Genomic DNA, 20,961 nt, shown 5'->3' on the forward strand with positions numbered 1-20,961 from the left:
GGCGAAGGCGATCTCGCTGACGCCTTCGCCAGCAAGCTGTGCTCCTACAGGGGGCTGCGATGGAAACAAAAATGGCGATCCGCAGGGATCGCCATTTTTTGTATCCGTCTTGTGTTAACGAACAGCCAGGATCGGGCTGCCCAAACGCTCCAGCAGCGTCGCCTGGGCGCTGCGCGGGTTCTGATTGCCGGTCGGCGTGTTGCGGATGTAGCGACCGTCCGACTGCAGGCTCCAGCTGTGGGTGTTATCGGTGAGGTACAGCTCCAGCTCTTTCTTGACCCGCATGATCAGCTTCTTGCCCTCGACCGGGAAGCAAGTCTCGACGCGCTTGTCGAGGTTGCGCTCCATCCAGTCGGCGCTGGACAGGAACATCTGTTCGTCACCGCCGTTGAGGAAGTAGAAGACCCGGGTGTGTTCCAGGAAGCGCCCGATGATCGAGCGCACGTGGATGTTGTGCGACACGCCGGCAATGCCCGGACGCAGGCAGCACATGCCACGCACCACGAGATCGATACGCACCCCGGACTGACTGGCCTTGTACAGCGCGCGGATGATCTTCGGATCGGTCAGCGAGTTGAATTTGGCGATGATGTGCGCCGGTTTGCCGTCGAGCGCGAACTGCGTCTCGCGGGCAATCATGTCGAGCATGCCCTTTTTCAATGTGAACGGCGCATGCAGCAGCTTCTTCATGCGCAACGTCTTGCCCATGCCGATCAACTGGCTGAACAGTTTGCCGACGTCTTCACACAAGGCATCGTCGGATGTCAGCAGGCTGTAGTCGGTGTACAAACGGGCGTTGGCCGCGTGGTAGTTGCCGGTACCCAAGTGGGCGTAACGGACAATCTCACCGGCCTCGCGACGCAGGATCAGCATCATCTTGGCGTGGGTCTTGAAGCCGACCACGCCGTAGATCACCACCGCACCCGCCGCTTGCAGACGGCTGGCCAGTTGCAGGTTGGACTCTTCGTCGAACCGCGCACGCAATTCGATCACCGCGGTGACCTCTTTACCGTTACGCGCCGCATCGACCAGCGCGTCGACGATTTCCGAGTTGGCACCGGAGCGGTACAGGGTCTGACGAACCGCCAATACGTGCGGGTCCTTGGCTGCCTGGCGCAGCAAGTCGACCACCGGGGTAAACGACTCGAACGGGTGCAGCAGCAGAATGTCCTGCTTGCTGATCACGCTGAAAACGTTCTCGCTGTTTTGCAGCAGTTTCGGGATCTGCGGCGTAAACGGCAGGTATTGCAGCTCGCGCTGGCTGTCCAGGCCGGTGATGCTGAACAGGCGGGTCAGGTTGACCGGACCGTTGACCTGGTACAGCTCGGTCTCGTGCAGGTTGAACTGCTTGAGCAAGTAGTCGGACAGGTGTTTCGGGCACGTGTCGGCGACTTCCAGGCGCACCGCGTCACCGTAGCGACGGGAGAACAACTCGCCGCGCAGGGCGCGGGCCAGGTCTTCCACGTCTTCGGTGTCGACGGAAAGGTCGGCGTTTCGGGTCAGGCGGAACTGGTAGCAGCCCTTGACCTTCATGCCCTGGAACAGGTCATCGGCGTGAGCGTGGATCATCGACGACAGGAATACATAGTTGTCGCCAGGGCCGCCGACTTCTTCCGGCACCTTGATAACCCGTGGCAACAGGCGCGGAGCCGGGATGATCGCCAGACCGGAATCGCGACCGAAGGCGTCGATACCTTCGAGCTCGACGATGAAGTTCAGGCTCTTGTTCACCAGCAACGGGAACGGGTGCGTCGGGTCGAGGCCGATCGGGGTGATGATCGGTGCGATCTCGTCACGGAAATAACGGCGGACCCACGTCTTGAGCTTGGTGGTCCAGTGACGCCGACGGATGAAGCGGACCTGATGTTTTTCCAGTTCCGGCAACAGAATGTCGTTGAGGATCGCGTACTGACGGTCGACGTGGCCGTGCACCAGCTCGCTGATCCGGGCCAGGGCCTGGTGCGGTTGCAGGCCATCGGCGCCGGCCTGTTCACGGGCGAAGGTGATCTGCTTCTTCAGGCCCGCCACGCGGATCTCGAAGAACTCGTCCAGGTTGCTGGAGAAGATCAGCAGGAACTTCAGGCGCTCCAGCAACGGGTAGGACTCATCCAGCGCCTGTTCCAGCACGCGGATGTTGAACTGCAGTTGCGAGAGCTCGCGATGGATGTACAGGCTGCTGTCATCCAGGCCGGGAATGGCAATCGCCGGCGCCGCCGCAACAGGCTCCGCGACCACCGCGGGTGGAGCAGGCTCCAGTTCCGGCGGGGTTTCGGCGATTTGCTCGACCACGGGTTGAGCATCTTTTACGGCAACGTCAGTGAGTCCTTCGGTATTCATCGAATGTTCCTGGGAGGGCTATTTTTGCTCTCGTAACAATTGAGCAGCACGAACGGCAAAGTAAGTCAGGATGCCATCAGCGCCTGCACGTTTAAAAGCGGTCAGGGATTCGAGGATAACCCCTTCGCTCAACCAGCCATTCTGGATTGCCGCCATGTGCATGGCGTATTCACCGCTGACCTGATAAACAAAGGTCGGCACTTTAAATTCTTCTTTGACCCGGTAGAGGATGTCCAGATACGGCATGCCTGGCTTGACCATGACCATGTCCGCGCCTTCTGACAAGTCCGCCGCCACTTCGTGCAAGGCTTCGTTGCTGTTGGCCGGGTCCATCTGATAGGAGGCCTTGTTGGCCTTGCCCAGGTTCAGCGCCGAACCGACCGCATCGCGGAACGGGCCGTAATAGGCGCTGGCGTACTTTGCCGAGTAGGCCATGATCCGCACGTTGACGTGATCGGCCAGCTCGAGGGCTTCGCGAATCGCCTGGATGCGACCGTCCATCATGTCCGACGGGGCCACCACCTGAGCGCCGGCTTCGGCATGGGACAGGGCCTGCTTGACCAGTGCGTCGACGGTAATGTCGTTCTGCACGTAGCCTTCTTCATCAAGGATACCGTCCTGTCCGTGGGTGGTGAACGGGTCGAGGGCGACGTCGGTGATCACACCCAGTTCAGGGAACTGCGCACGCAAGGCGCGGGTGGCGCGCTGGGCGATACCGTTGGGGTTCCAGGCTTCGGCGGCGTCCAGCGACTTCAGCTCCGGTGGCGTCACCGGGAACAGCGCGAGGGCTGGAATTCCCAACTCGACCCACTTGGCCGCTTCTTCGAGCAACAGGTCGATGGTCAGGCGTTCAACACCGGGCATCGAGGCCACCGCTTCACGACGGTTTTCACCGTCCAGCACGAACACTGGCAGGATCAAGTCATCAACGGTCAAAACGTTTTCACGGACCAATCGACGCGAGAAATCATCACGGCGGTTGCGACGCAGGCGGGTTGCAGGAAACAGACGATTGGCGGGGGTAAAGCTCACGGCAGACTCCAGAGCCCGCGCTGGCGGGCGAGCGTGACAGTTATAAGCGACCATTATGACGGTCGTATTACAGTTATGTGCACCCCTGCGAGAGGTAGTCGCATTCCATTGTCCTTGTAGGAAATGTTCACGTCGAGACACATTTGGACACTTTCATGAATGTGCACGAAGGGTTAGGCTGCGCGTTCATTTCGCCAGCACCCAGACAATGCTCCAACAATTTCTGCATGACTTCGGCTACTTTGCCCTTTTCCTAGGCACGTTCTTCGAAGGCGAAACCATTCTGGTGCTCGCAGGCTTCCTCGCGTTCCGTGGATACATGGACATCAACCTGGTGGTGGTCGTGGCGTTCTGCGGCAGTTATGCCGGCGACCAGCTCTGGTACTTCCTGGGACGCAAGCACGGCCGCAAGTTGCTGGCACGCAAACCGCGCTGGCAATTGATGGGCGACCGAGCGCTGGAACACATCCGCAAGCATCCGGACATCTGGGTGCTGAGCTTCCGCTTCGTTTATGGCCTGCGCACGGTGATGCCGGTGGCGATCGGTTTGTCGGGTTATCCGCCGGGCCGGTATCTGCTGCTGAACGGGATTGGCGCGGCGATCTGGGCGAGTGCGCTGGCGGCCGCCGCTTATCACTTCGGGGCAGTGCTGGAAGGCATGCTCGGCAGCGTCAAGAAATACGAGCTGTGGGTGCTCGGCGCCTTGCTGGTGCTGGGCTTTGTCCTGTGGCTGCGTCGGCGTTTCAAGAATGCCCGTCTGGCGAAGAAGATATACGCCGAGGAACAGGCCGAGCTGGCCAAGGCCGCCGAGACTAAGACGCCAACCGAGTGAATCGGTTTCGGCAGCAGTAAAGGCCGATGCCGCTGAGCAGGCTGTAACTGATCAGGCCGACCCAGCCCACCGCGCTGGCCGGCCACAGGCCGACCATCGGCGCGAGCCACACCAGCGGCACATTCGATGCCAGCCGCAGCAGCTCCAGCTTCAGCGCCCACGGGCGATTCTCCAAGGCCACGCCCAGCACAAACAAGCCCAACGCCACTGCACTCCAGCCGAGCACTAATGCGCCGGTCGGCAAACTCGGCTCCAGGTTCATCAAATAGCTGCCCAGCGCGATGTAGGCGCAAAACTGCAAGGCGACATACAGCTGCTGACGCCCGTCCAGTGGCACTTCGAATTTACGGAACTGACTCAGGTCCGGCTTGCTCATCGGGTACTTGGCCGCCACGTCCGCCGGCCGCCAACCGGTGCGCATGAACCAGATCCGCAGCTTGTCCCAGGTGCTTTCGGCACGTCGCGCATCGGCCCACAACTGCGCGTAGAACTGCACGTTCGCCCACACCGGGTTCCAGCTCGCCAGCGGCGTGGTGACGCCGAAAATCACCGGCTCGTTGTCGTCCTCTTCCTGGAACGAGCCAAATAGACGGTCCCAAATAATGAACACCCCGCCGTAGTTGCGATCCATGTAGAGAGCGTTCTGTGCATGGTGAGCCCGATGATTGGAAGGCGTGACGAAGAACCACTCGAACCAGCCGAGCTTGGGAATGTGCCGGGTATGCACCCAGAACTGGTAGAGCAGGTTCAGCGACGCAACGCTGATGAACACCAGCAGCGGCACACCGAGCACGGCCATCGGCAGGTAGAAAATCCAGCTCAACAGGAACCCGGTACTGGTCTGGCGCAACGCCGTGGAAAGGTTGTAGTCCTCACTCTGGTGATGCACCGAATGCGCCGCCCAGAGGATGTTGCGCTCGTGGCCCATGCGATGCAGCCAGTAGTAGCAGAAGTCGTACAGGACAAAGGCGAATACCCAGACCCAAACACGGTCAGCCGAGAGTTCGAACAGCGCCAGGTGCTTGAGGGCAAACGCATAGGTCACAAGGCCCACGCCATTGGTCAACAGGCCGGTGGTGGTGGACAACACGCCGGTGCTGATGCTGTTGATCGCGTCGGCCACGCGATAATTGCTCACTCCGCGCCAACGATCCGCCAGCAGTTCGACGGCAATCAGCACAAAGAAAAACGGCACCGCATACAGAATGAAGTCCATGACGCGCCCTGAGTCGGAATCTTGAGGACAGATGCTAGGTGTAGCCGTGAATTAACCCTATGGCAACGAGTGACAAATTAGTGGACATTTAACGCCATGAATCTGGAGAAAAGCCCATGAGCAAAAAAATTGCAGTGATCCTTTCCGGCTGTGGCGTCTACGACGGCGCCGAGATCCACGAAAGCGTGATTACCCTGTTGCGTCTGGACCAACGCGGCGCTCAGGTGCAGTGTTTCGCACCGAATATCGCGCAGTTGCATGTGATCAACCACCTGACCGGCGAAGAAATGCCCGAGTCACGCAACGTACTGGTGGAGTCGGCGCGGATCGCCCGGGGCAACATCAAGGACATCCGCGAAGCGGACGTCGAAGACTTTGATGCGTTGATCGTGCCCGGTGGTTTCGGCGCGGCCAAGAACCTGTCGAACTTCGCCATCGAAGGCGCCAGCTGCACCGTGCAACCGGAAGTGCTGGCACTGGCGGAAGCGTTTGCCGAGGCGGGTAAACCGGTCGGGCTGATCTGCATCTCGCCGGCGCTGGCGGCGAAGATCTATGGGCCGGGCGTGACCTGCACCATTGGCAACGACGCCGATACGGCTGCGGCCATGAACAAGATGGGCGCCACTCACACCGACTGCGCGGTGAGCGAGATCGTCGAAGACAAGGCGCGCAAACTGGTGAGCACCCCGGCTTACATGCTGGCGCAATCGATCAGCGAAGCGGCGTCGGGCATCAACAAACTGGTCGACCGCGTGCTCGAACTGACCCACGAAAATGATGTGTAACGCGAACTAATGTGGGAGCGAGCCTGCTCGCGATGGCGGCCCATCTGTCGACATCAATGGTGAATTTGAGGGCCCCATCGCGAGCAGGCTCGCTCCCACAGGGTTCTATGCAAGGCTCAGGTTTTGCGGGTTAGCCGCGTGAGTATTCGGTCCAGCGAGTTGGCAAACGCCTGCTTCTCGCGCTCACCAAACGGCGCCGGGCCGCCGCTCATCTGACCCTGTTCACGCAAATCGGTGAACAGGTTACGCACGGCCAGCCTGTCGCCCATGTTCTGCGCATCGAACTCCTTGCCCCGAGGGTCCAGCGCTGAAACGCCCTTCTTCACCAGCCGGTCGGCCAGCGGCACGTCGCTGCAGATCACCAATTCGCCGGGCACGGCGTGTTCCACCAGGTAGTCGTCTGCCGCATCCGGGCCACTGGGCACCACGATCAGCTTCACCAAGGCCAGCCCCGGCTTGATTTGCGGCTGGCCGGCCACCAGCACCACTTCGAATTGACGTTTGAGGGCGAACTTCACCACCAGATCCTTGGCCGCCCGCGGGCAGGCGTCGGCATCGATCCAGACACGCATTGTGTTTTCCTCTGTTGAAAAGCATCGCGGGCAAGCCCGCTCCCACAAGGTTAACGCTAAACCTGTAGGAGCGGGCTTGCCCGCGAATGTGAGCGCAGCGAATGCTTTAAGAAACCTGCACCCGGCGCTTCTCAGCCATCCGACTGCGGCTATACAGCACGATGATCGCAATGATCGCCACGGCCTGAGCACTTAACGAATACGCATCCGCGTGAATCCCCAGCCAGTCGAAGTCAAAGAACGGCACCGGCCGTGTGCCGAAGATCCCGGCTTCCTGCAACGCCTTCACCCCGTGCCCGGCGAACACCACCGACAACGCGCACAGCAAACCGGCGTTGATGCTGAAGAACAACGACAACGGCAATTTCGCCGAGCCGCGCAAGATCACCCAGGCCAGACCAACCAGCAACACCAACGCCGTCGCACCACCGGCCAGCACCGCGTTATGGCCCGAAGGGCCTGCCTGCAACCACAGGGTTTCGTAGAACAGGATCACTTCGAACAATTCACGATACACCGAGAAGAACGCCAGCGTCGCAAAGCCGAAGCGTCCCCCGCCGCCCACCAGGCTGCTCTTGATGTAATCCTGCCAGGCCGCGGCGTGACGGCGGTCGTGCATCCACACGCCGAGCCAGAGCACCATCACCGCCGCAAACAACGCCGTCGCACCTTCGAGCAATTCGCGTTGCGAGCCGCTGACATCGATCACATACGCCGCCAGCGCCCAGGTCGCCAAGCCGGCCAACAGCGCCAGGCCCCAACCGACGTTGACGCTGCGCACCGCCGATTGCTGGCCGGTATTGCGCAGGAACGCGAGGATCGCCGCCAGTACCAGAATCGCTTCCAGGCCTTCGCGCAGCAGAATCAGCAGGCCGGAGATGTAGCTCAGCGACCAGCTCAAGCCATCGCTGCCCAACAAGCCGGCGGACGCTTTCAACTTGGCCTTGGCCGCGTCCAGACGTTCCTGGACCTGGGCCACCGGCAAACCGTCCTGCAACGACTGACGGTAAGCCATCAGGGATTTTTCAGTGTCTTTGCGTACGTTGGCGTCGACGTTGTCCAGGGAGCTCTCGACCAGTTCGAAACCTTCCAGGTACGCCGCCACCGACAGGTCGTAGGCCTGATCGTGGTCGCCAGCACGGTAAGCCGCGACGCTTTTGTCCAGCGTGGCAGCGGTGTAGTCGAGCAGCTGTGCCGGGCCACGCTTGACCTGCGGCGGTTGCGCACGCTGGGTACGGAACGTCGCCGCCGCTTGCGGGCCGTCGGTAGCCTGCACTTCGGCCGGCGTCTGACGGGCGAGGTCAGCGATGTTGTAGGTTTTTTCGGAGGATGCGGCAGCCGGGTCGGCGCTGAAGCTGGCGATGTACGTCGCCAGGTCCCAGCGTTGACGGTCGTCGAGTTGATCGGCGAAGGCCGGCATGTCGGTGCCTTCGACGCCGAGGCCCAAAGTGCTGTAGATCGCGTAGAGGCTGAGGTGATCCAGACGCGCCGCGTCACGCAGATTGGCCGGTGGCGGCGTCAAGCCGACACCTGCCGGGCCATCGCCAGCCCCCGCATCGCCGTGGCAAACCGAGCAGTGTTGCGCGTACAACGGCGCACCACGCGTCGGGTCCGGGGTAATGATCGGTGCCTGGCTGACTTCATAGGCGACAGCCAGCTTCGCGCCGAGCTGACGGGCCTGGCGGGTGATGTCAGCGCCATCCTGACGTGCGGTGATCGCGTTGCGCAGCGCAGTGGCGCCCTGCTCCAGCCCGGGCTTTTCCGGTTTGGCTGGCAGGGCGGCAATCAAGCCTTGCAGGACCTTGATGAATTCCAGCTGCTCGCGGTATTCCGTCTCGTTGATGACCGTACCCGCTTGCACCGATTCCGGGTAGTCAGCGCCAATGTAATCGAGCAAATGCAGCGCTTGCGGCGCGCCTTCCACGGTGTCGGCCAGCAGGTTGAAACTGCACAAGGCAAACAGCGGGAACACCAGCCAGGCCAGTAAACGGGACGGGGCAGTCATGAATGAATCTCAATTGGAAATACGAAGTAACACATTGTTCACTCCCAATGACTTTCACTCAAGCTTTGTTGGAGTTTCCTGCGTAACGGCGTGTACAGTTAGCAGCCATTTGCCACTATCCACCGCCTCCATTCAGGGAAGAATCATTGCTCATGCGCGCCCGCCTCCGTTCTTTATTGCTGGTAAGCCTTGTCCTGCAACTGACCGGTTGCGCCGCCTACCGCAACTACGACCTTGAACTGCAGCAAACCACCGATCAGTTGAAATCGGGCAATCCTGCTGGCGCGCTTTCCTTGATCGAACTGCACAATCCTGGAGAAGAAAAGGATCTGCTTTATTACTTCGAGAAGGGCGCAGTGCTGAGCGCCGAAGGGGCGCTGCCGCAAAGTCAGGTCGCCTGGCGCAGTGCCGAGCAACGGATCATTGAACGCCAGGACACCCTCGAGACCACCGGCGACCAATTGCTGGCCGCGATGGGCAATCACTGGGGCAGCATCATCAACGACAAACTGCGTCGCTATGACGGGTACGACTACGAAAAAGTCATGCTGACCACGCAAATGGCGTTAAACCAATTGGCGCTCAATGACTTCGATGGCGCACGGGCCGACATCAAAAAAACCCATGAACGTGAAGCACTCATTGCCCGTCAACGGGAAAAGGAATACGAGCGGCTCGAAGAAAAAGCCAAGGCGCAGGGTGCGCGGGTTCATTACAAGGATCTTCAGGGCTACCCGGTGACCACCCTTGACGCACCTGCCGTCATCGCGCTGAAAAACGGCTATCAAAGTGCGTTCAGTCACTACCTGGCCGGGTTTACTTATGAAGCACTGGGTGAGCGGGATCTCGCCGCCCCCGGTTATCGCCAGGCCATCGAGTTGCGGCCCGACGTGCCCTTCTTCGAACAGGCGTTGCGCGACCTCGATAAACCCAGGGCCAAGGCTGATGAAAGCGACGTGTTGATCATAGTGCAAAGCGGCCTGGCGCCGGCGCGCAGCTCGGTTCGCGTGCCTTACCCGGTACGCCTGGAGGACAATCAGGTGATTGTCGCCAACGTGTCGTTTCCGGTCATGGTTCCCGACACCTCGACGCCGGCCTTCACGCAAGTGAATATCGACGGTCGCAAACAGCCACTGATTGCCGTCAACAGCATCACCGATATGTCGCTGCGCACGCTGCGGGACGACATGCCGGGCATCATTCAACGCACGGCCTATCGCGCCTACCTGGCGGCTTCCGTCCAGGGCACAGACAACCGACGCGATCCGAGCAAAGCCTCGTATGTGACCCAGCACGATGGTTTTGAGCATGCGGACACCCGCACCTGGCGCACGCTGCCCAACATCACCCTGGTGACACGCCTGCGCCTGAAAAAAGGCCAACACCTGATTAGCCTGCCCAATACGCCGGGCGCCGAGCCACTGAAATTCCGCGTCGACCAAAACCATCAAGTCATCGGTCTGCGGGCCCTGGGTCAGCAGATTTTCCACAATGGGGTGGCCTTCGAGCCCTCCAACGCGCCTGGAAGCCGCGTGGTATCCGGCTTGAAATAAGTAATGGCACAGCACCCTAAAAACAGAATCAAAAAGCCACTACTTGGCCAGCATTCTTGCTTATAATGCCGCGCCCTCGCTAATGCGATGCGGCATTTGAAGCTCCTCTTGTAGTGAGGAATTGGCAGGAAGCCAGCTTTCCGCCAGTAGGTCCTATCAGCCCGACCAGCATTTGCGGCTGCTTTCATTCAGGGAAGAAACACCCTATGGCATCCCGCGCCCTAACGTCGATCGCGCTCAGCGCCGTCACCTTGCTTTCCGGCTGTTCGGCATTTCGCAATTACGACTCCGAACTGGCCCAGACCAACCAGCAACTGGCCGCTGGTAACGTCGATGCCGCGCTGACCCTGCTGGAAAAGAACAACACCGGCGCAGACAAAGACCTGCTCTATTACTTTGAGAAAGGTGAACTGCTGCGCGCCAAGGGTGATTTGTCCGGCAGCCAGAATGCCTGGAGCAGCGCCGATCAAGTGGTGGGCAAGTGGGAGGATTCGGTCAAGCTGGACACCGGCAAGTACCTCGCCCAATTCGGCAGTTTCGTGGTCAACGACAAAGTCCGTCGCTACGAAGGTTATGACTATGAAAAAGTCATGCTGACCACGCAAATGGCGCTCAACCTGCTGGCGGTGAACGACTTCGACGGTGCGCGCACCGCCATCAAGAAGACTCACGAACGAGAAGCGCTGATCGCTGAGCTGCGCGACAAGGAATATCTCAAGAGCGAAGAGCAAGCCGAGAAAGAAGGCGTCAAAACCCAGTACAAGGATTTGCAGGGTTACCCGGTCGCCAGCCTTGATGCGCCAGAAGTGGTTGGCCTGAAAAACAGCTACCAGAGTGCGTTCAGCCATTACCTGTCCGGGTTTGTGTATGAGGCCCTGGGCGAAAAAGGCCTGGCCGCACCGGGTTATCGCAAAGCCGCCGAGCTGCGCCCCAACACTCCGCTGCTGGAACAGGCACTGGTTAACCTCGACAAGCCAAGTGGCAAGGAAGAAGACAGCGACATCCTGATTGTCGTGCAAAGCGGTCTGGCACCGGCGCGTGATTCGATCCGCATTCCGCTGCCGTTGCCGATCAGCAACAACGTGGTGATCACCCCACTGTCGTTCCCGATCATCAAGGCTGACGCCTCCACCGCGACTTTCGCCCAGATCGGCGTGGACGGCCAGCAGCTCAACCTGACGCAACTCAACAGCACCACCGCCATGTCTCGCCGCGCATTGCGTGACGACATGCCAGGGATCATCGTGCGCACCACCGTGCGGGCGATCACCCGTGGCGTGGCGCAGAAGCAGATCAATGAAACCAACCCGCTGGCGGGCCTGGCGGTCGGTATCACTTCAGCCGTGCTCGAAGGTGCCGATACCCGTACATGGCGCACCCTGCCGGACAACACCCAAGTGGTGCGTCTGCGCTTGAAGAAAGGCGAGCACCAAGTCACGCTGCCGAGCGCCGTGGGCGGTTCGGTGGTCAAGGTCACCATCGATCAGCGTTACCAGGTGGTCAGCCTGCGCGCCGTGGGCAATCAGGTGTTCGCCAGTGGCCTGGCCGCGCACGTGATCCCGAGCGCCAACCCGACCGCTGTCGCCAGCCTCAAACCTTAAGAACGGAGTCTTTACATGCGCTTCAAACTCATCGCTGTCGTCGCCCTGGCCTTGCTGGCCGGCTGCGCCACCCCGCCGCCACCCGAGCCAGGCACTGCTGCCAGCAAGGTCGTGGCCATGGGCAAGCTCAAGAACATCGTGGTCGGCGCCATGCGCGTCGCCCGGGAAAACGGCTTCATGACGGCCAATGTGCAGCTGAGCAACACCAGCTACAACAACAAAATCTTCTACTACCGCTTTGCCTGGCTCGGCCCTGAAGGCTTTCCCGTCGCCGAAGAGGAAGTCTGGAAGAGCCAGCTGATGTACGGCGAGCAGACCAGCTTTATCCAGGCGATTGCGCCAACGGCCAAAGCCGTGGATTTCCGTCTCGAAATCAAAACGCCTTAAGCCTGACACCCTATTCGTTCAGTTCTAGAGAGCATTCCCATGTTTGCACGCTTTTCGTTCATCGCCGTGGTGGCCCTTCTGGCCAGCGGTTGCGCCAATACTTCGCCAACGCTGGGAAGCAAAAATATCAGTTACGGCGACACCAAGGCGGTGGAAACCGTGACCAACGAGTTCGGTTCCACCGACCTGCAGATGATCGCCGAGTCGATGACCCGCTCCCTGGCCCAGTCCGGCATCCTGCACGGCCGTCCGGTGGTTCAGGTCTACGACGTGAAGAACAAGACCAGCGAATACATCGACACCCGCGAAATCACCACCAGCATCAAGACTCAGCTGATGAAGACGGGCGTGGCCCGTTTCGCCAGCGACAATACCGCGATGCAAAGCCAGGTCGACCAGCTCAAACTGCAGAACCAGAGCGGCCTGTACAAGAAGAGCACGGTGGCCAAGACTGGCAACATGATCGCTGCCCAATACCGTCTTGAAGGTTCGATCAGCTCGATCGTCAAGCGCAGCAGCGACTACAAGGACGTCTTCTACAAATTCAGCCTGCAATTGATCGACGTTGAAAGCGGTCTGGCCGAGTGGATGGACGAAAAAGAGATCCGCAAAACCACGGAGCGTTAATCGATGCGCGCATGGATTGGCATCATGGCCCTGGCTTGCGCGTTCAGCGTGCAGGCGGCGCCGAAAGTTGCAGTGACCGACCTGGCGTATCAGGAGCGGGTGGAGCAGTACATCCACATCGTTTCGGCCCAGAACAACTACAACCACAGCTACTACGGCGCCAGCGGCTCGTCGAACTACAACGAGATCGAAGCCACGACCAGCTACATCGAGCAGACCGAGTTGCGTAAATTCACCGGCGACATCAAGGGTGAAATCCTGCGCACCGGTATGTTCCAGCTGATTCAGGGCACGCCTTACACCGCTTCGTCCAAGGGTGACATCTATGATGTGATCAAGCGGATCAAGGCCGGCAACTTCAAGGGCGCGGATTACGTGCTGTTCGGTACCGTGTCGGACATCGACTTCACCCGCGACATCAATGAACTGGCCAATACCGACAGCTATTCGGCAGTGCTGGCTTTGACCCTTGTGGCGGATTTCAGCCTGATCAACACCAGGACGTTCGAAATCACCTCGGCGTTCACGGCGATGGGCGAAGGCCAGGACACCAAATTGCTGAATGGCCGGGATATCAAGGTGTCGCTGAACCGCCCGCGGGTGGTGCGTGATGTGTCCAAAGCGTTGGGCGAAGACGTGGCTGCGCAACTGAGCCAACAGCTTGGCGGCGGCGGTTACGAGCAGCCGGGGCAAGCCCCGCAGCGCAACAACCTGCCGCAGGATACAGCGCCGGTTATTCTGCGCTGATAATCGTTCAGAGCGTGGGAACGATAAGGCGACCGGTAGAGGTCGCCTTTTTTGTGGCTGACGGTTTTACATCGTCGCTTTGCGCAGCGTCGCCATGAAGGCCGCCGCGCCAATGAACAGCCCGGCAAAGGTGCGGTTCATGCGTTTTTGCTGCTTTGGCGTACGCAACAGGCGCAGCACTTTCGACGCCAGCCCGGTGTAGCCGGCCATGACGATCAGGTCAACGCAGACCATGGTCACACCGATGATCAGGTACTGAACCAGCAGCGGCGCGTGCGGGTCGATGAACTGCGGCAATACGGCCAGCATGAACACCAATGCCTTGGGGTTGCTGATGTTCACCAGGAAACCACGGAACACCAGGGCCATTGGCTTGCCAATCTGACGCACCGCCGCGTCATCGCTCATGTCGCTGGGCAGCGCACGCCATTGTTTGATCGCGAGGTAAACCAGGTACGCCACGCCGAACCATTTGATTGCGTAGAAGGCGGTGGCCGAAGCCGTGAGAATCGCGCCAACACCGGCGCCGACAATCGCAATCTGCACTGCCAGGCCCAATTGCAGGCCCAGGGCGTTCCAGTAACCGCGCCAGAAACCATATTGCAGACCGCTGGACATCGACGCGATGGCGCCGGCACCGGGGGATAAGCTGATCACCCAGCAGGCGGCAAAAAACGCCAGCCATGTTTGAAGCTCCATTGCACACCTCGACTCAGACTCCTGACAGACGTCTAAGCTAATGCGGCTTTGGGCGGATGACTACCGATTTTTTGTCGGCCATGGCGACTTTCGACAAGCGTTTACGGCATGAAGGGCTCATCGCCTGACAGACCGCCATCGCGAGCAAGCCCGCTCCCACATTGGACCGCGTCACTCAGTAGATCGCGGTCAACTGTGGGAGCGAGCCTGCTCGCGATGGCGGTCTGTCAGGCAACAGAGGGCTTACTTTTCAAACCCGCTGGACGGAAACATATCCGTGCCGCGCCACCGCCGAACCGAACGCTGGAAGAACAGGCTGTTGGGCACTTGCACCATGGCGCTGCCGGTGCCGAGCTCTTCGGCCTCGATCAACGTGGTGTAGAGCAGGTTGATCGCCACCACCCGACCTTTGACGCCGGGCTTGTCGGTGGTGTCCACCAATTCGACCACGTCGCCGAGGCGGAACGGGCCGACAGTGAAGATCAGGATCGCGCAGAGCAGATTGGAGAGCACGCTCCACATGGCAAAAAATGCCACCGCCGCCACCGCGACAAAACCGGACAAGGCCGTCCAGAGCACCGTCGCTGAAACCCCGAGACGTTCCAGCACGAAGATCAGCGCGCTGCCCATGATCAGCCAGCGCAGGCCACCGCGCAGCGGCATCAGCAACTGCGGCGGAAACGGATAGCGCTCGCCCAGGCGGGTCAGGCATTTGGCGACGCAGCGCTGGGCGAAGTAACCGGCCAACAGAATCAGCAGGATTTGCGCGACGAGCCAGATCGGCTCGACCCACACGGCGGGCAATGGCAACCGGAACGCTTCCATCAGGACAACGCCTCCAGCTCCGCCTGCATGCTTTCAAGCAGTTCCAGCGCTTCCATCCAGGCTTCTTCCAGTTCGGCTTCACGGACCTTCAACTTGGCCTGTTCGGCCAGCAGATCACGCAGATCGTTCTTGCGCGCCGGTTCGTAAATGTCGCTGTCGCCAAGGCTGGCATCGATCTTCGCCAGCTTCTCGTGCAGCTTGCCGAGCTCGGCTTCGAGCTTGTCGGCCTCGCGCTTGTGCGGCGCCAGTTGCTGACGCAACGCAGCGGCGGCCTGGCGCTGGGCTTTCTTGTCGGTCTTGTCCGGATTGACCGGCGTGTTGCTCACCGGCGCATTGCGCTGACGATAGTCGACCAGCCAACGGGTGTAGTCTTCCAGGTCGCCGTCGAACTCCTCGACCTTGCCGTCCGCCACCAGATAGAAATTGTCGGTGGTGCTCTTGAGCAAATGGCGATCGTGGGAGACCACCAGCACCGCACCGCTGAATTCCTGCAGGGCCATGGTCAGCGCCAGGCGCATTTCCAGGTCCAAGTGGTTGGTCGGTTCGTCGAGCAGCAACAGGTTCGGCCGGCCCCAGGCGATCAACGCCAGGGCCAGTCGCGCTTTCTCGCCACCGGAGAAATTCAGCACCGGCTCGTCGATCCGCGCACCACGGAAGTCGAAACCGCCGAGGAAGTCGCGCAGGGTCTGCTCGCGCTCGGTCGGCGCCAGGCGCTGCATGTGCAGCAACGGGCTGGCCTTGGAATCGAGTGAGTCGAGCTGATGCTGGGCGAAGTAGCCGACCACGGTGTTTTCGCCACGGGTCAGGCGGCCGGACAACGGCTCGAGTTCACCGGCGAGGTTTTTGATCAGGGTCGACTTACCGGCACCGTTGGGGCCGAGCAAGCCGATGCGCGCGCCAGGGGTCAGTTGCAGCTTGACCTTCTCCAGCACGGCTCGCTCGCCATAACCCAGTCGAGCGTCGGAGATATCAATCAACGGGCTGGAGATTTTGTGCGACTCGCGGAAAACGAAGTCGAACGGCGAATCGACGTGGGCGGCGGACAGCTCTTCCATCCGCTCCAGCGCCTTGATCCGGCTCTGGGCCTGGCGGGCCTTGGTAGCTTGGGCCTTGAAGCGGGCGATGTAGCTTTCCATGTGCGCACGTTGCGCCTGCTGCTTCTCGTAGGCCTGTTGTTGCTGGGCCAGGCGTTCGGCGCGGGCACGTTCGAAGGCGCTGTAGCCACCGCGATAGAGGGTGATCTTGCGCTGATCGACGTGGGCCACGTGATCGACCACGGCATCGAGGAAGTCCCGGTCGTGGGAAATCAGCATCAAGGTGCCGGGGTAACTCTTAAGCCATTCTTCGAGCCAGATGATGGCGTCGAGGTCCAAGTGGTTGGTCGGTTCGTCGAGCAGCAACAAGTCTGAAGGGCACATCAATGCCTGCGCCAGGTTCAGACGCATCCGCCAGCCACCGGAGAAATCTCCGACCTGACGGTCCATCTGATCGTTGGTGAACCCAAGGCCAGCCAGCAGCTTGCGCGCCCGGGCGTCGGCGGTGTAACCGTCGGCGCTGTCGAGTTCGGCGTGCAGGCGGGCCTGAGCGGCACCGTCGTGGGCCGCTTCGGCTGCGGCGAGGTCGCGTTGCACCTCGCGCAGGCGCAGGTCGCCATCGAGCACGTAGTCGACCGCGATGCGATCGAGGGTGTCGATCTCCTGGCGCATGTGGGCGATGCGCCAGTCCGCCGGCAAGAAGCAATCACCCGAGTCCGGGTGCAGGTCGCCCAGAAGCAAGGCGAACAGGCTCGATTTGCCGGCGCCGTTGGCACCGATGAGGCCGGCTTTGTGGCCGGCGTGCAGGGTCAGCTCGGCGTCTTCTAGCAGACGTTGCGGGCCACGCTGTAAAGTCAGGTTCTGAAGTCGAATCATAATGGCGGCGGAGTCTACCAGCTTCGCTCGCAACTGGCGCGAGTAGCACTATGTCCTCTGACCTGTGGAGCTTTTCCCTGACCACTTACGCCCGTCCCGGTGTTGAACACGCGTGCCTGCAATTGCAGTCGGCGGGCAGCAATGTCTGCCTGCTGCTGTGTGGATTGTGGCTGGGACAGCGTGGCGTGGCCTGCAACGAACAACGCTTGCAGCTACTTCGCACCGTTGCCGAGCCTTGGGACGCCGATGTCGTTCGACCACTGCGAGCCTTGCGCATGCAATGGAAAGCCGTCGCGACCGAAGATGCCGAACTGAATACGTTACGTGAGCAAGTGAAGACACTGGAACTGGAAGCCGAGCGGCATCTGTTGTTGCGGCTGGAGCGATCGGCACAGAGTTGGCCGCAGGGTGACGCGACCGATCTCTCGGCCTGGCTGGAAGGTGTGACGGCGGGCGCCGTCCACCTGCACCGCGACGCGCTGCTTCAGCTGCGCGTCGCGGCAACCGGCACTTAGGAAGCGCTGGTTGGGGTGGTTGCTGCGATCGACGCGGCGGCCGGCGTTGGCGCTGGCGTGGCTGTCGAGGTGGCGGCCGCTAAAGCGGATGTTGCCGCCGGAGCCGGGTTGGCTGGCTTGGCAACTGGCGCGGTGGCCGGCTTGGCTGCGGCAGGTTTTGCAGCGCTGGCGGTGGCCGGCTTGGCAGCAGCGGCAGGTTTTGCTGCAGCAGGTTTTGCTGCCGGTTTAGCGGCTGGTTTTGCAGCCGTTTTTACCGCTGGTTTTGCAGCTGGTTTTGCAGCTGGTTTTGCAGCTGGTTTTACAGCAGCTTTAGCCGCGACAGGTTTGGCAGCCGGCTTGGTAGCAGGTTTCGCCGCAGCGGTTTTGGCAGCTGGTTTGGCTGCTGGTTTTGCAGCCGCTTTAGCCGCGGCAGGTTTGGCAGCTGGCTTGGCTGCAGGTTTCGCCGCAGCGGTTTTGGCAGCGGGTTTGACTGCAGGTTTAGCGGCCGTTTTTGCAGCGGGTTTAGCTGCTGGTTTGGCAGCTGGTTTGGCAGCGGCAGCTTTTGCCACGGCTGGTTTTGCAGCAGCCGTTTTTGCAGTGGCTGGCTTGGCGGCGGCAGGCTTGGCAGCCGTCGTTTTAGCAGCCGCTTTCGCAGCGCTGGCAGCGACTGGTTTTCTCGCCGCAGGTTTTGCTGCTGGCTTGGCTGCGGCTTTCACCGGTGCTTTGGCAGTAGGCTTGGCCGGTGCTTTTGCAGCGGCTGGTTTGGCCGCGGCTTTCTTGGCAGGGGCCGCAGCAGGCTTGGCCGAACGCAGGGACAACGCCTTGCCGACAGCCTCTTGTACACGACCGACGCCCTGGGCCAGTTTCAGGCTTTCTTGAGCATCGCGCTTGAGTTGCAGAATGTAGCTGCGCGTTTCGGATTGACGATCCTTGAGGGCATCGAGAAGGTCCTCAAGCTCTTTGACCGCACCCTTGGCTTTGGTCTGAGCCTTGGCCTTGCCGGCCGCCGCAGCGTCCTGCAATTTGGTACGGGATTTGTGCAATTTCTCCTGTGCTTTTCCGCGCTGCTTTTCCAGTTTGGCGAGCAATTTTTCAGCATCAGCCAAGGCTTGCGAACAAGCGGTTTCCAAGTGCTCGAGCAAGCTGCCCGAGAGTTGTTGGAGTAAGTGCAACGGGGTATTTACAGGCTTCTTGGTGGCCGACATGGTTTACCTCCTGGCTGACGTGGGTGCGGCTCATACTAGACCTCTGCTGCTACCGCCGCTAGGGCATGTTGACAGTATCCAAAGCGCTGCGTTGCAACGGATTGAAATTCTTCTGCGCAGGTGCGAAAACCAGTTCACCTTTGAGCCCATTCACACTGGCATAATCCGCCGCATCTCAGGCCGGAGAGTGCCCATGTCGCGTTACCTTTTTTTATCGCTGTGCGTGTTTTTTTCCGCGGTCCAGGCCGCCGAAAAAACCAACGAAAATGACGCTCACGATCTTGCTTACAGCCTGGGCGCCAGCCTCGGTGAACGCTTGCGTCAGGAGGTTCCCGACCTGCAACTGAAAGCGCTGGTGGAAGGTCTGCAACAAGCCTATCAAGGCAAACCCCTGGCGCTGAAAGATGAGCGGATCGAACAGATTCTGAATGAGCACGAAGCTCAGGTTGCCTTGCAACCGGCCATGCCACAGAGCGAAGCAGCCCTGGAAAAAGAGCGGCGTTTTCTCGCTGAGGAAAAAGCCAAACCCGGCGTTCGAGAACTGGCCGATGGAATACTACTGACGGAGCTGGCTCCCGGTAACGGCGCGAAAGCCGGCCCGAACGGAAAAGTCCAGGTGCTGTATATCGGTCGCCTTCCCGACGGCACGGTGTTCGATCAGAACACTCAGCCGCAGTGGTTCAGCCTCGACAGTGTGATCAGCGGATGGCGCAGCGCACTGCAAAACATGCCGGTCGGTGCGAAATGGCGGCTGGTGATTCCATCGGCCCAAGCCTATGGCGCCGACGGAGCCGGCGACTTGATCGAGCCGTTCACGCCGCTGGTATTCGAAGTCGAATTGCGCGGCGCCACCGGCTGAACAGCACAAACGAAAAACGGCGCGCAATGCGCACCGTTTTTAGCTTCCTGCAGGAAGCGGGTCTTGCGGGGAGACGGTTCAGGCTTGAACCGAATCTTCTTCCTTGTGAGCGGTATGCAGCACTTCGATCAGGCAGTCTTCCAGTTCGAAGCGTTCATGCAACAGGCCACCCAGCTCCTTGAATTTCTCTGCGACGCATTTGCCGGCATCACACAGGTCATTGAACGCGAGCAGCTTCTCGGTGATGACGTCGATGCGCGGATAGATCGTCTCGGCCAGCTCCAACCCGCGAGTGTCGCCAAACGCCTTGGCTTCGCCAGTCAGCTGTTCGTAGATCTCGAAGTGTCCGGCAGACACGTAATCGACCAACACTCCGCAGAATTCCTGCAAAGGTTTTCGGTCTGCGCCCAGTGCCTCAGGCTTGGCGCCGAGAGCATCGTAGGCCCGAACCAGTTCGTGACGCTCCTGCAACCAGCGATCGATCAGCAGATGCACTCCACCCCAACGTTCCTGAGCATTCTGACAACTTTCGAGCATGGTGATCTCTCTTCCCTTGTGGGTCATGCTGCCCTACACCTGTCGCACACTTGAAGGTCAAGTATCGGCCAGGCAGAGCGTCATTCGAGCAACATAATTCCAATGACACGTGCGGGCCAGATTATGCCCGCGCGACAATGCCTTCAAGGTACGCAGGAGATAAAGTTCATACAAGTGTTTAATCACCCGCCAACACCCGGTGCGACGACTCGCCGCTGAGCGGTCGCTGACAGGCGATCCAGACCACGCGCAGCAACTGATAAGCTCCCACGATCATCATCGCGACGAAGAACAGCAGACTCCACTCCGGGATGCTCAGGTCGAACAGCGTCCATGAAACCTGCGAACAGTCCGCGGTGCCTTCGTACAGTTGCCGCGCGATGAATTCCCACGGCGTATTGGCGAACACCTCCGTCAGATGGGGCGAACAGGTCGACAGCTGCGCCATCGAATCGCTCTGCAGCAACACCTGCCGCCACGCCGTGACGGTACCTGCCAGGCTGCAGAACAGGCCGAGCAGCCAATACAGGAATGAGCCGAGTCGACCGGGACCATGCACCGACGCCAGCAGGCAGACACCGACGAGCAGCGCCAGGAAAAAGCGTTGCAGCAGGCACAACCCGCAAGGTTTGAGGCCGACCGCATATTCCAGGTAATAGGAAATGCCCAGGACCAGGGCACCCGCAATGAAAACCATGAAAAACAAGGAGCGTGAGCAGGCCAAAGACATGGCTTTTC

Annotated in this window: 20 protein-coding genes; 9 read left to right on the forward strand and 11 right to left on the reverse strand. The window is 60.3% G+C overall.

Going from position 1 to position 20,961, the window contains the following annotated elements; genetic code table 11:
- Positions 1-114: 114 nt before the first annotated feature.
- Positions 115-2,337, reverse strand: coding sequence for a polyphosphate kinase 1 (ppk1, locus tag ACA057_RS30260; protein WP_497344636.1), 2,223 nt, complete (start codon positions 2,335-2,337; stop codon positions 115-117).
- 18 nt (positions 2,338-2,355) lie between these two features.
- Complete coding sequence (gene hemB, locus ACA057_RS30265) at positions 2,356-3,369, reverse strand: porphobilinogen synthase (protein WP_008150323.1); 1,014 nt, start codon at positions 3,367-3,369, stop codon at positions 2,356-2,358.
- Positions 3,370-3,577: 208 nt separating this feature from the next.
- Between hemB and ACA057_RS30270 the strand changes: the two genes are divergently transcribed.
- Positions 3,578-4,201, forward strand: a complete 624-nt coding sequence (locus tag ACA057_RS30270; RefSeq protein WP_497344638.1) for a DedA family protein — start codon at positions 3,578-3,580, stop codon at positions 4,199-4,201.
- On the opposite strand, the gene ACA057_RS30275 is transcribed toward ACA057_RS30270, so the two are convergent.
- Positions 4,182-5,417: a sterol desaturase family protein gene (locus tag ACA057_RS30275; protein ID WP_497344640.1), complete on the reverse strand. Its 1,236-nt coding sequence runs from the start codon at positions 5,415-5,417 to the stop codon at positions 4,182-4,184. The genes ACA057_RS30270 and ACA057_RS30275 overlap by 20 nt on opposite strands.
- A 116-nt stretch (positions 5,418-5,533) precedes the next feature.
- Between ACA057_RS30275 and elbB the strand changes: the two genes are divergently transcribed.
- Complete coding sequence (gene elbB, locus ACA057_RS30280; RefSeq protein ID WP_497344642.1) at positions 5,534-6,202, forward strand: isoprenoid biosynthesis glyoxalase ElbB; 669 nt, start codon at positions 5,534-5,536, stop codon at positions 6,200-6,202.
- Positions 6,203-6,318: 116 nt separating this feature from the next.
- Here elbB and ACA057_RS30285 read toward each other — a convergent pair whose 3' ends face one another.
- A complete protein-coding gene (locus tag ACA057_RS30285) occupies positions 6,319-6,774 on the reverse strand; it encodes a YaiI/YqxD family protein (protein WP_497344644.1) in 456 nt (151 codons plus the stop codon).
- A 106-nt stretch (positions 6,775-6,880) separates the two neighbouring features.
- A complete protein-coding gene (locus tag ACA057_RS30290) occupies positions 6,881-8,779 on the reverse strand; it encodes an FTR1 family protein (protein WP_497344646.1) in 1,899 nt (632 codons plus the stop codon).
- Between the two features lie 152 nt (positions 8,780-8,931).
- Here ACA057_RS30290 and ACA057_RS30295 point away from each other — a divergent pair, with 152 nt between their 5' ends.
- The 5 genes from ACA057_RS30295 to ACA057_RS30315 all read left to right on the forward strand — a co-directional run bounded on the left by ACA057_RS30295 (position 8,932) and on the right by ACA057_RS30315 (position 13,694).
- Entirely contained in the window at positions 8,932-10,332 is a 1,401-nt protein-coding gene (locus ACA057_RS30295; protein WP_497344648.1) for a COG3014 family protein, read from the forward strand.
- A gap of 206 nt (positions 10,333-10,538) precedes the next feature.
- Complete coding sequence (locus ACA057_RS30300; protein WP_497344650.1) at positions 10,539-11,933, forward strand: COG3014 family protein; 1,395 nt, start codon at positions 10,539-10,541, stop codon at positions 11,931-11,933.
- A gap of 15 nt (positions 11,934-11,948) precedes the next feature.
- Positions 11,949-12,320, forward strand: a complete 372-nt coding sequence (locus tag ACA057_RS30305) for a YcfL family putative periplasmic lipoprotein (RefSeq protein ID WP_497344652.1) — start codon at positions 11,949-11,951, stop codon at positions 12,318-12,320.
- Positions 12,321-12,359: 39 nt separating this feature from the next.
- On the forward strand, positions 12,360-12,947 hold the full coding sequence (gene lpoB, locus ACA057_RS30310) for a penicillin-binding protein activator LpoB (RefSeq protein ID WP_401355973.1): 588 nt from the start codon (positions 12,360-12,362) through the stop codon (positions 12,945-12,947).
- A 3-nt stretch (positions 12,948-12,950) separates the two neighbouring features.
- Entirely contained in the window at positions 12,951-13,694 is a 744-nt protein-coding gene (locus ACA057_RS30315) for a penicillin-binding protein activator LpoB (RefSeq protein ID WP_497344654.1), read from the forward strand.
- A gap of 66 nt (positions 13,695-13,760) precedes the next feature.
- Here ACA057_RS30315 and rhtB read toward each other — a convergent pair whose 3' ends face one another.
- From rhtB to ACA057_RS30330, 3 genes are all read right to left on the reverse strand, one after another.
- Positions 13,761-14,393, reverse strand: coding sequence for a homoserine/homoserine lactone efflux protein (rhtB, locus tag ACA057_RS30320; RefSeq protein ID WP_497344656.1), 633 nt, complete (start codon positions 14,391-14,393; stop codon positions 13,761-13,763).
- 243 nt (positions 14,394-14,636) lie between these two features.
- The gene (locus ACA057_RS30325; protein ID WP_497344658.1) at positions 14,637-15,218 is read right to left on the reverse strand and encodes a mechanosensitive ion channel domain-containing protein; all 582 of its coding nucleotides are present in this window, start codon (positions 15,216-15,218) and stop codon (positions 14,637-14,639) included.
- Positions 15,218-17,128, reverse strand: coding sequence for an ATP-binding cassette domain-containing protein (locus ACA057_RS30330; RefSeq protein ID WP_497344660.1), 1,911 nt, complete (start codon positions 17,126-17,128; stop codon positions 15,218-15,220). Before ACA057_RS30330 ends, ACA057_RS30325 begins: the two co-directional genes overlap by 1 nt.
- Before the next feature lie 50 nt (positions 17,129-17,178).
- Between ACA057_RS30330 and ACA057_RS30335 the strand changes: the two genes are divergently transcribed.
- Positions 17,179-17,643 carry a TIGR02444 family protein gene (locus ACA057_RS30335; RefSeq protein ID WP_497344662.1) on the forward strand — a complete coding sequence of 155 codons (465 nt, stop codon included), beginning with the start codon at positions 17,179-17,181 and terminating at the stop codon, positions 17,641-17,643.
- Here ACA057_RS30335 and ACA057_RS30340 read toward each other — a convergent pair.
- The gene (locus ACA057_RS30340) at positions 17,640-18,827 is read right to left on the reverse strand and encodes an AlgP family protein (protein WP_497344664.1); all 1,188 of its coding nucleotides are present in this window, start codon (positions 18,825-18,827) and stop codon (positions 17,640-17,642) included. The two genes, ACA057_RS30335 and ACA057_RS30340, sit on opposite strands and share 4 nt — an antisense overlap.
- Before the next feature lie 193 nt (positions 18,828-19,020).
- Here ACA057_RS30340 and ACA057_RS30345 point away from each other — a divergent pair, with 193 nt between their 5' ends.
- A complete protein-coding gene (locus tag ACA057_RS30345) occupies positions 19,021-19,686 on the forward strand; it encodes an FKBP-type peptidyl-prolyl cis-trans isomerase (protein ID WP_497344666.1) in 666 nt (221 codons plus the stop codon).
- Positions 19,687-19,764: 78 nt separating this feature from the next.
- On the opposite strand, the gene rsd is transcribed toward ACA057_RS30345, so the two are convergent.
- Entirely contained in the window at positions 19,765-20,223 is a 459-nt protein-coding gene (gene rsd, locus ACA057_RS30350) for a sigma D regulator (protein ID WP_497344668.1), read from the reverse strand.
- A gap of 178 nt (positions 20,224-20,401) precedes the next feature.
- A complete protein-coding gene (locus ACA057_RS30355; RefSeq protein WP_497344670.1) occupies positions 20,402-20,953 on the reverse strand; it encodes a disulfide bond formation protein B in 552 nt (183 codons plus the stop codon).
- Positions 20,954-20,961: the final 8 nt, after the last annotated feature.

Source organism: Pseudomonas sp. LBUM1661, from assembly GCF_059695925.1.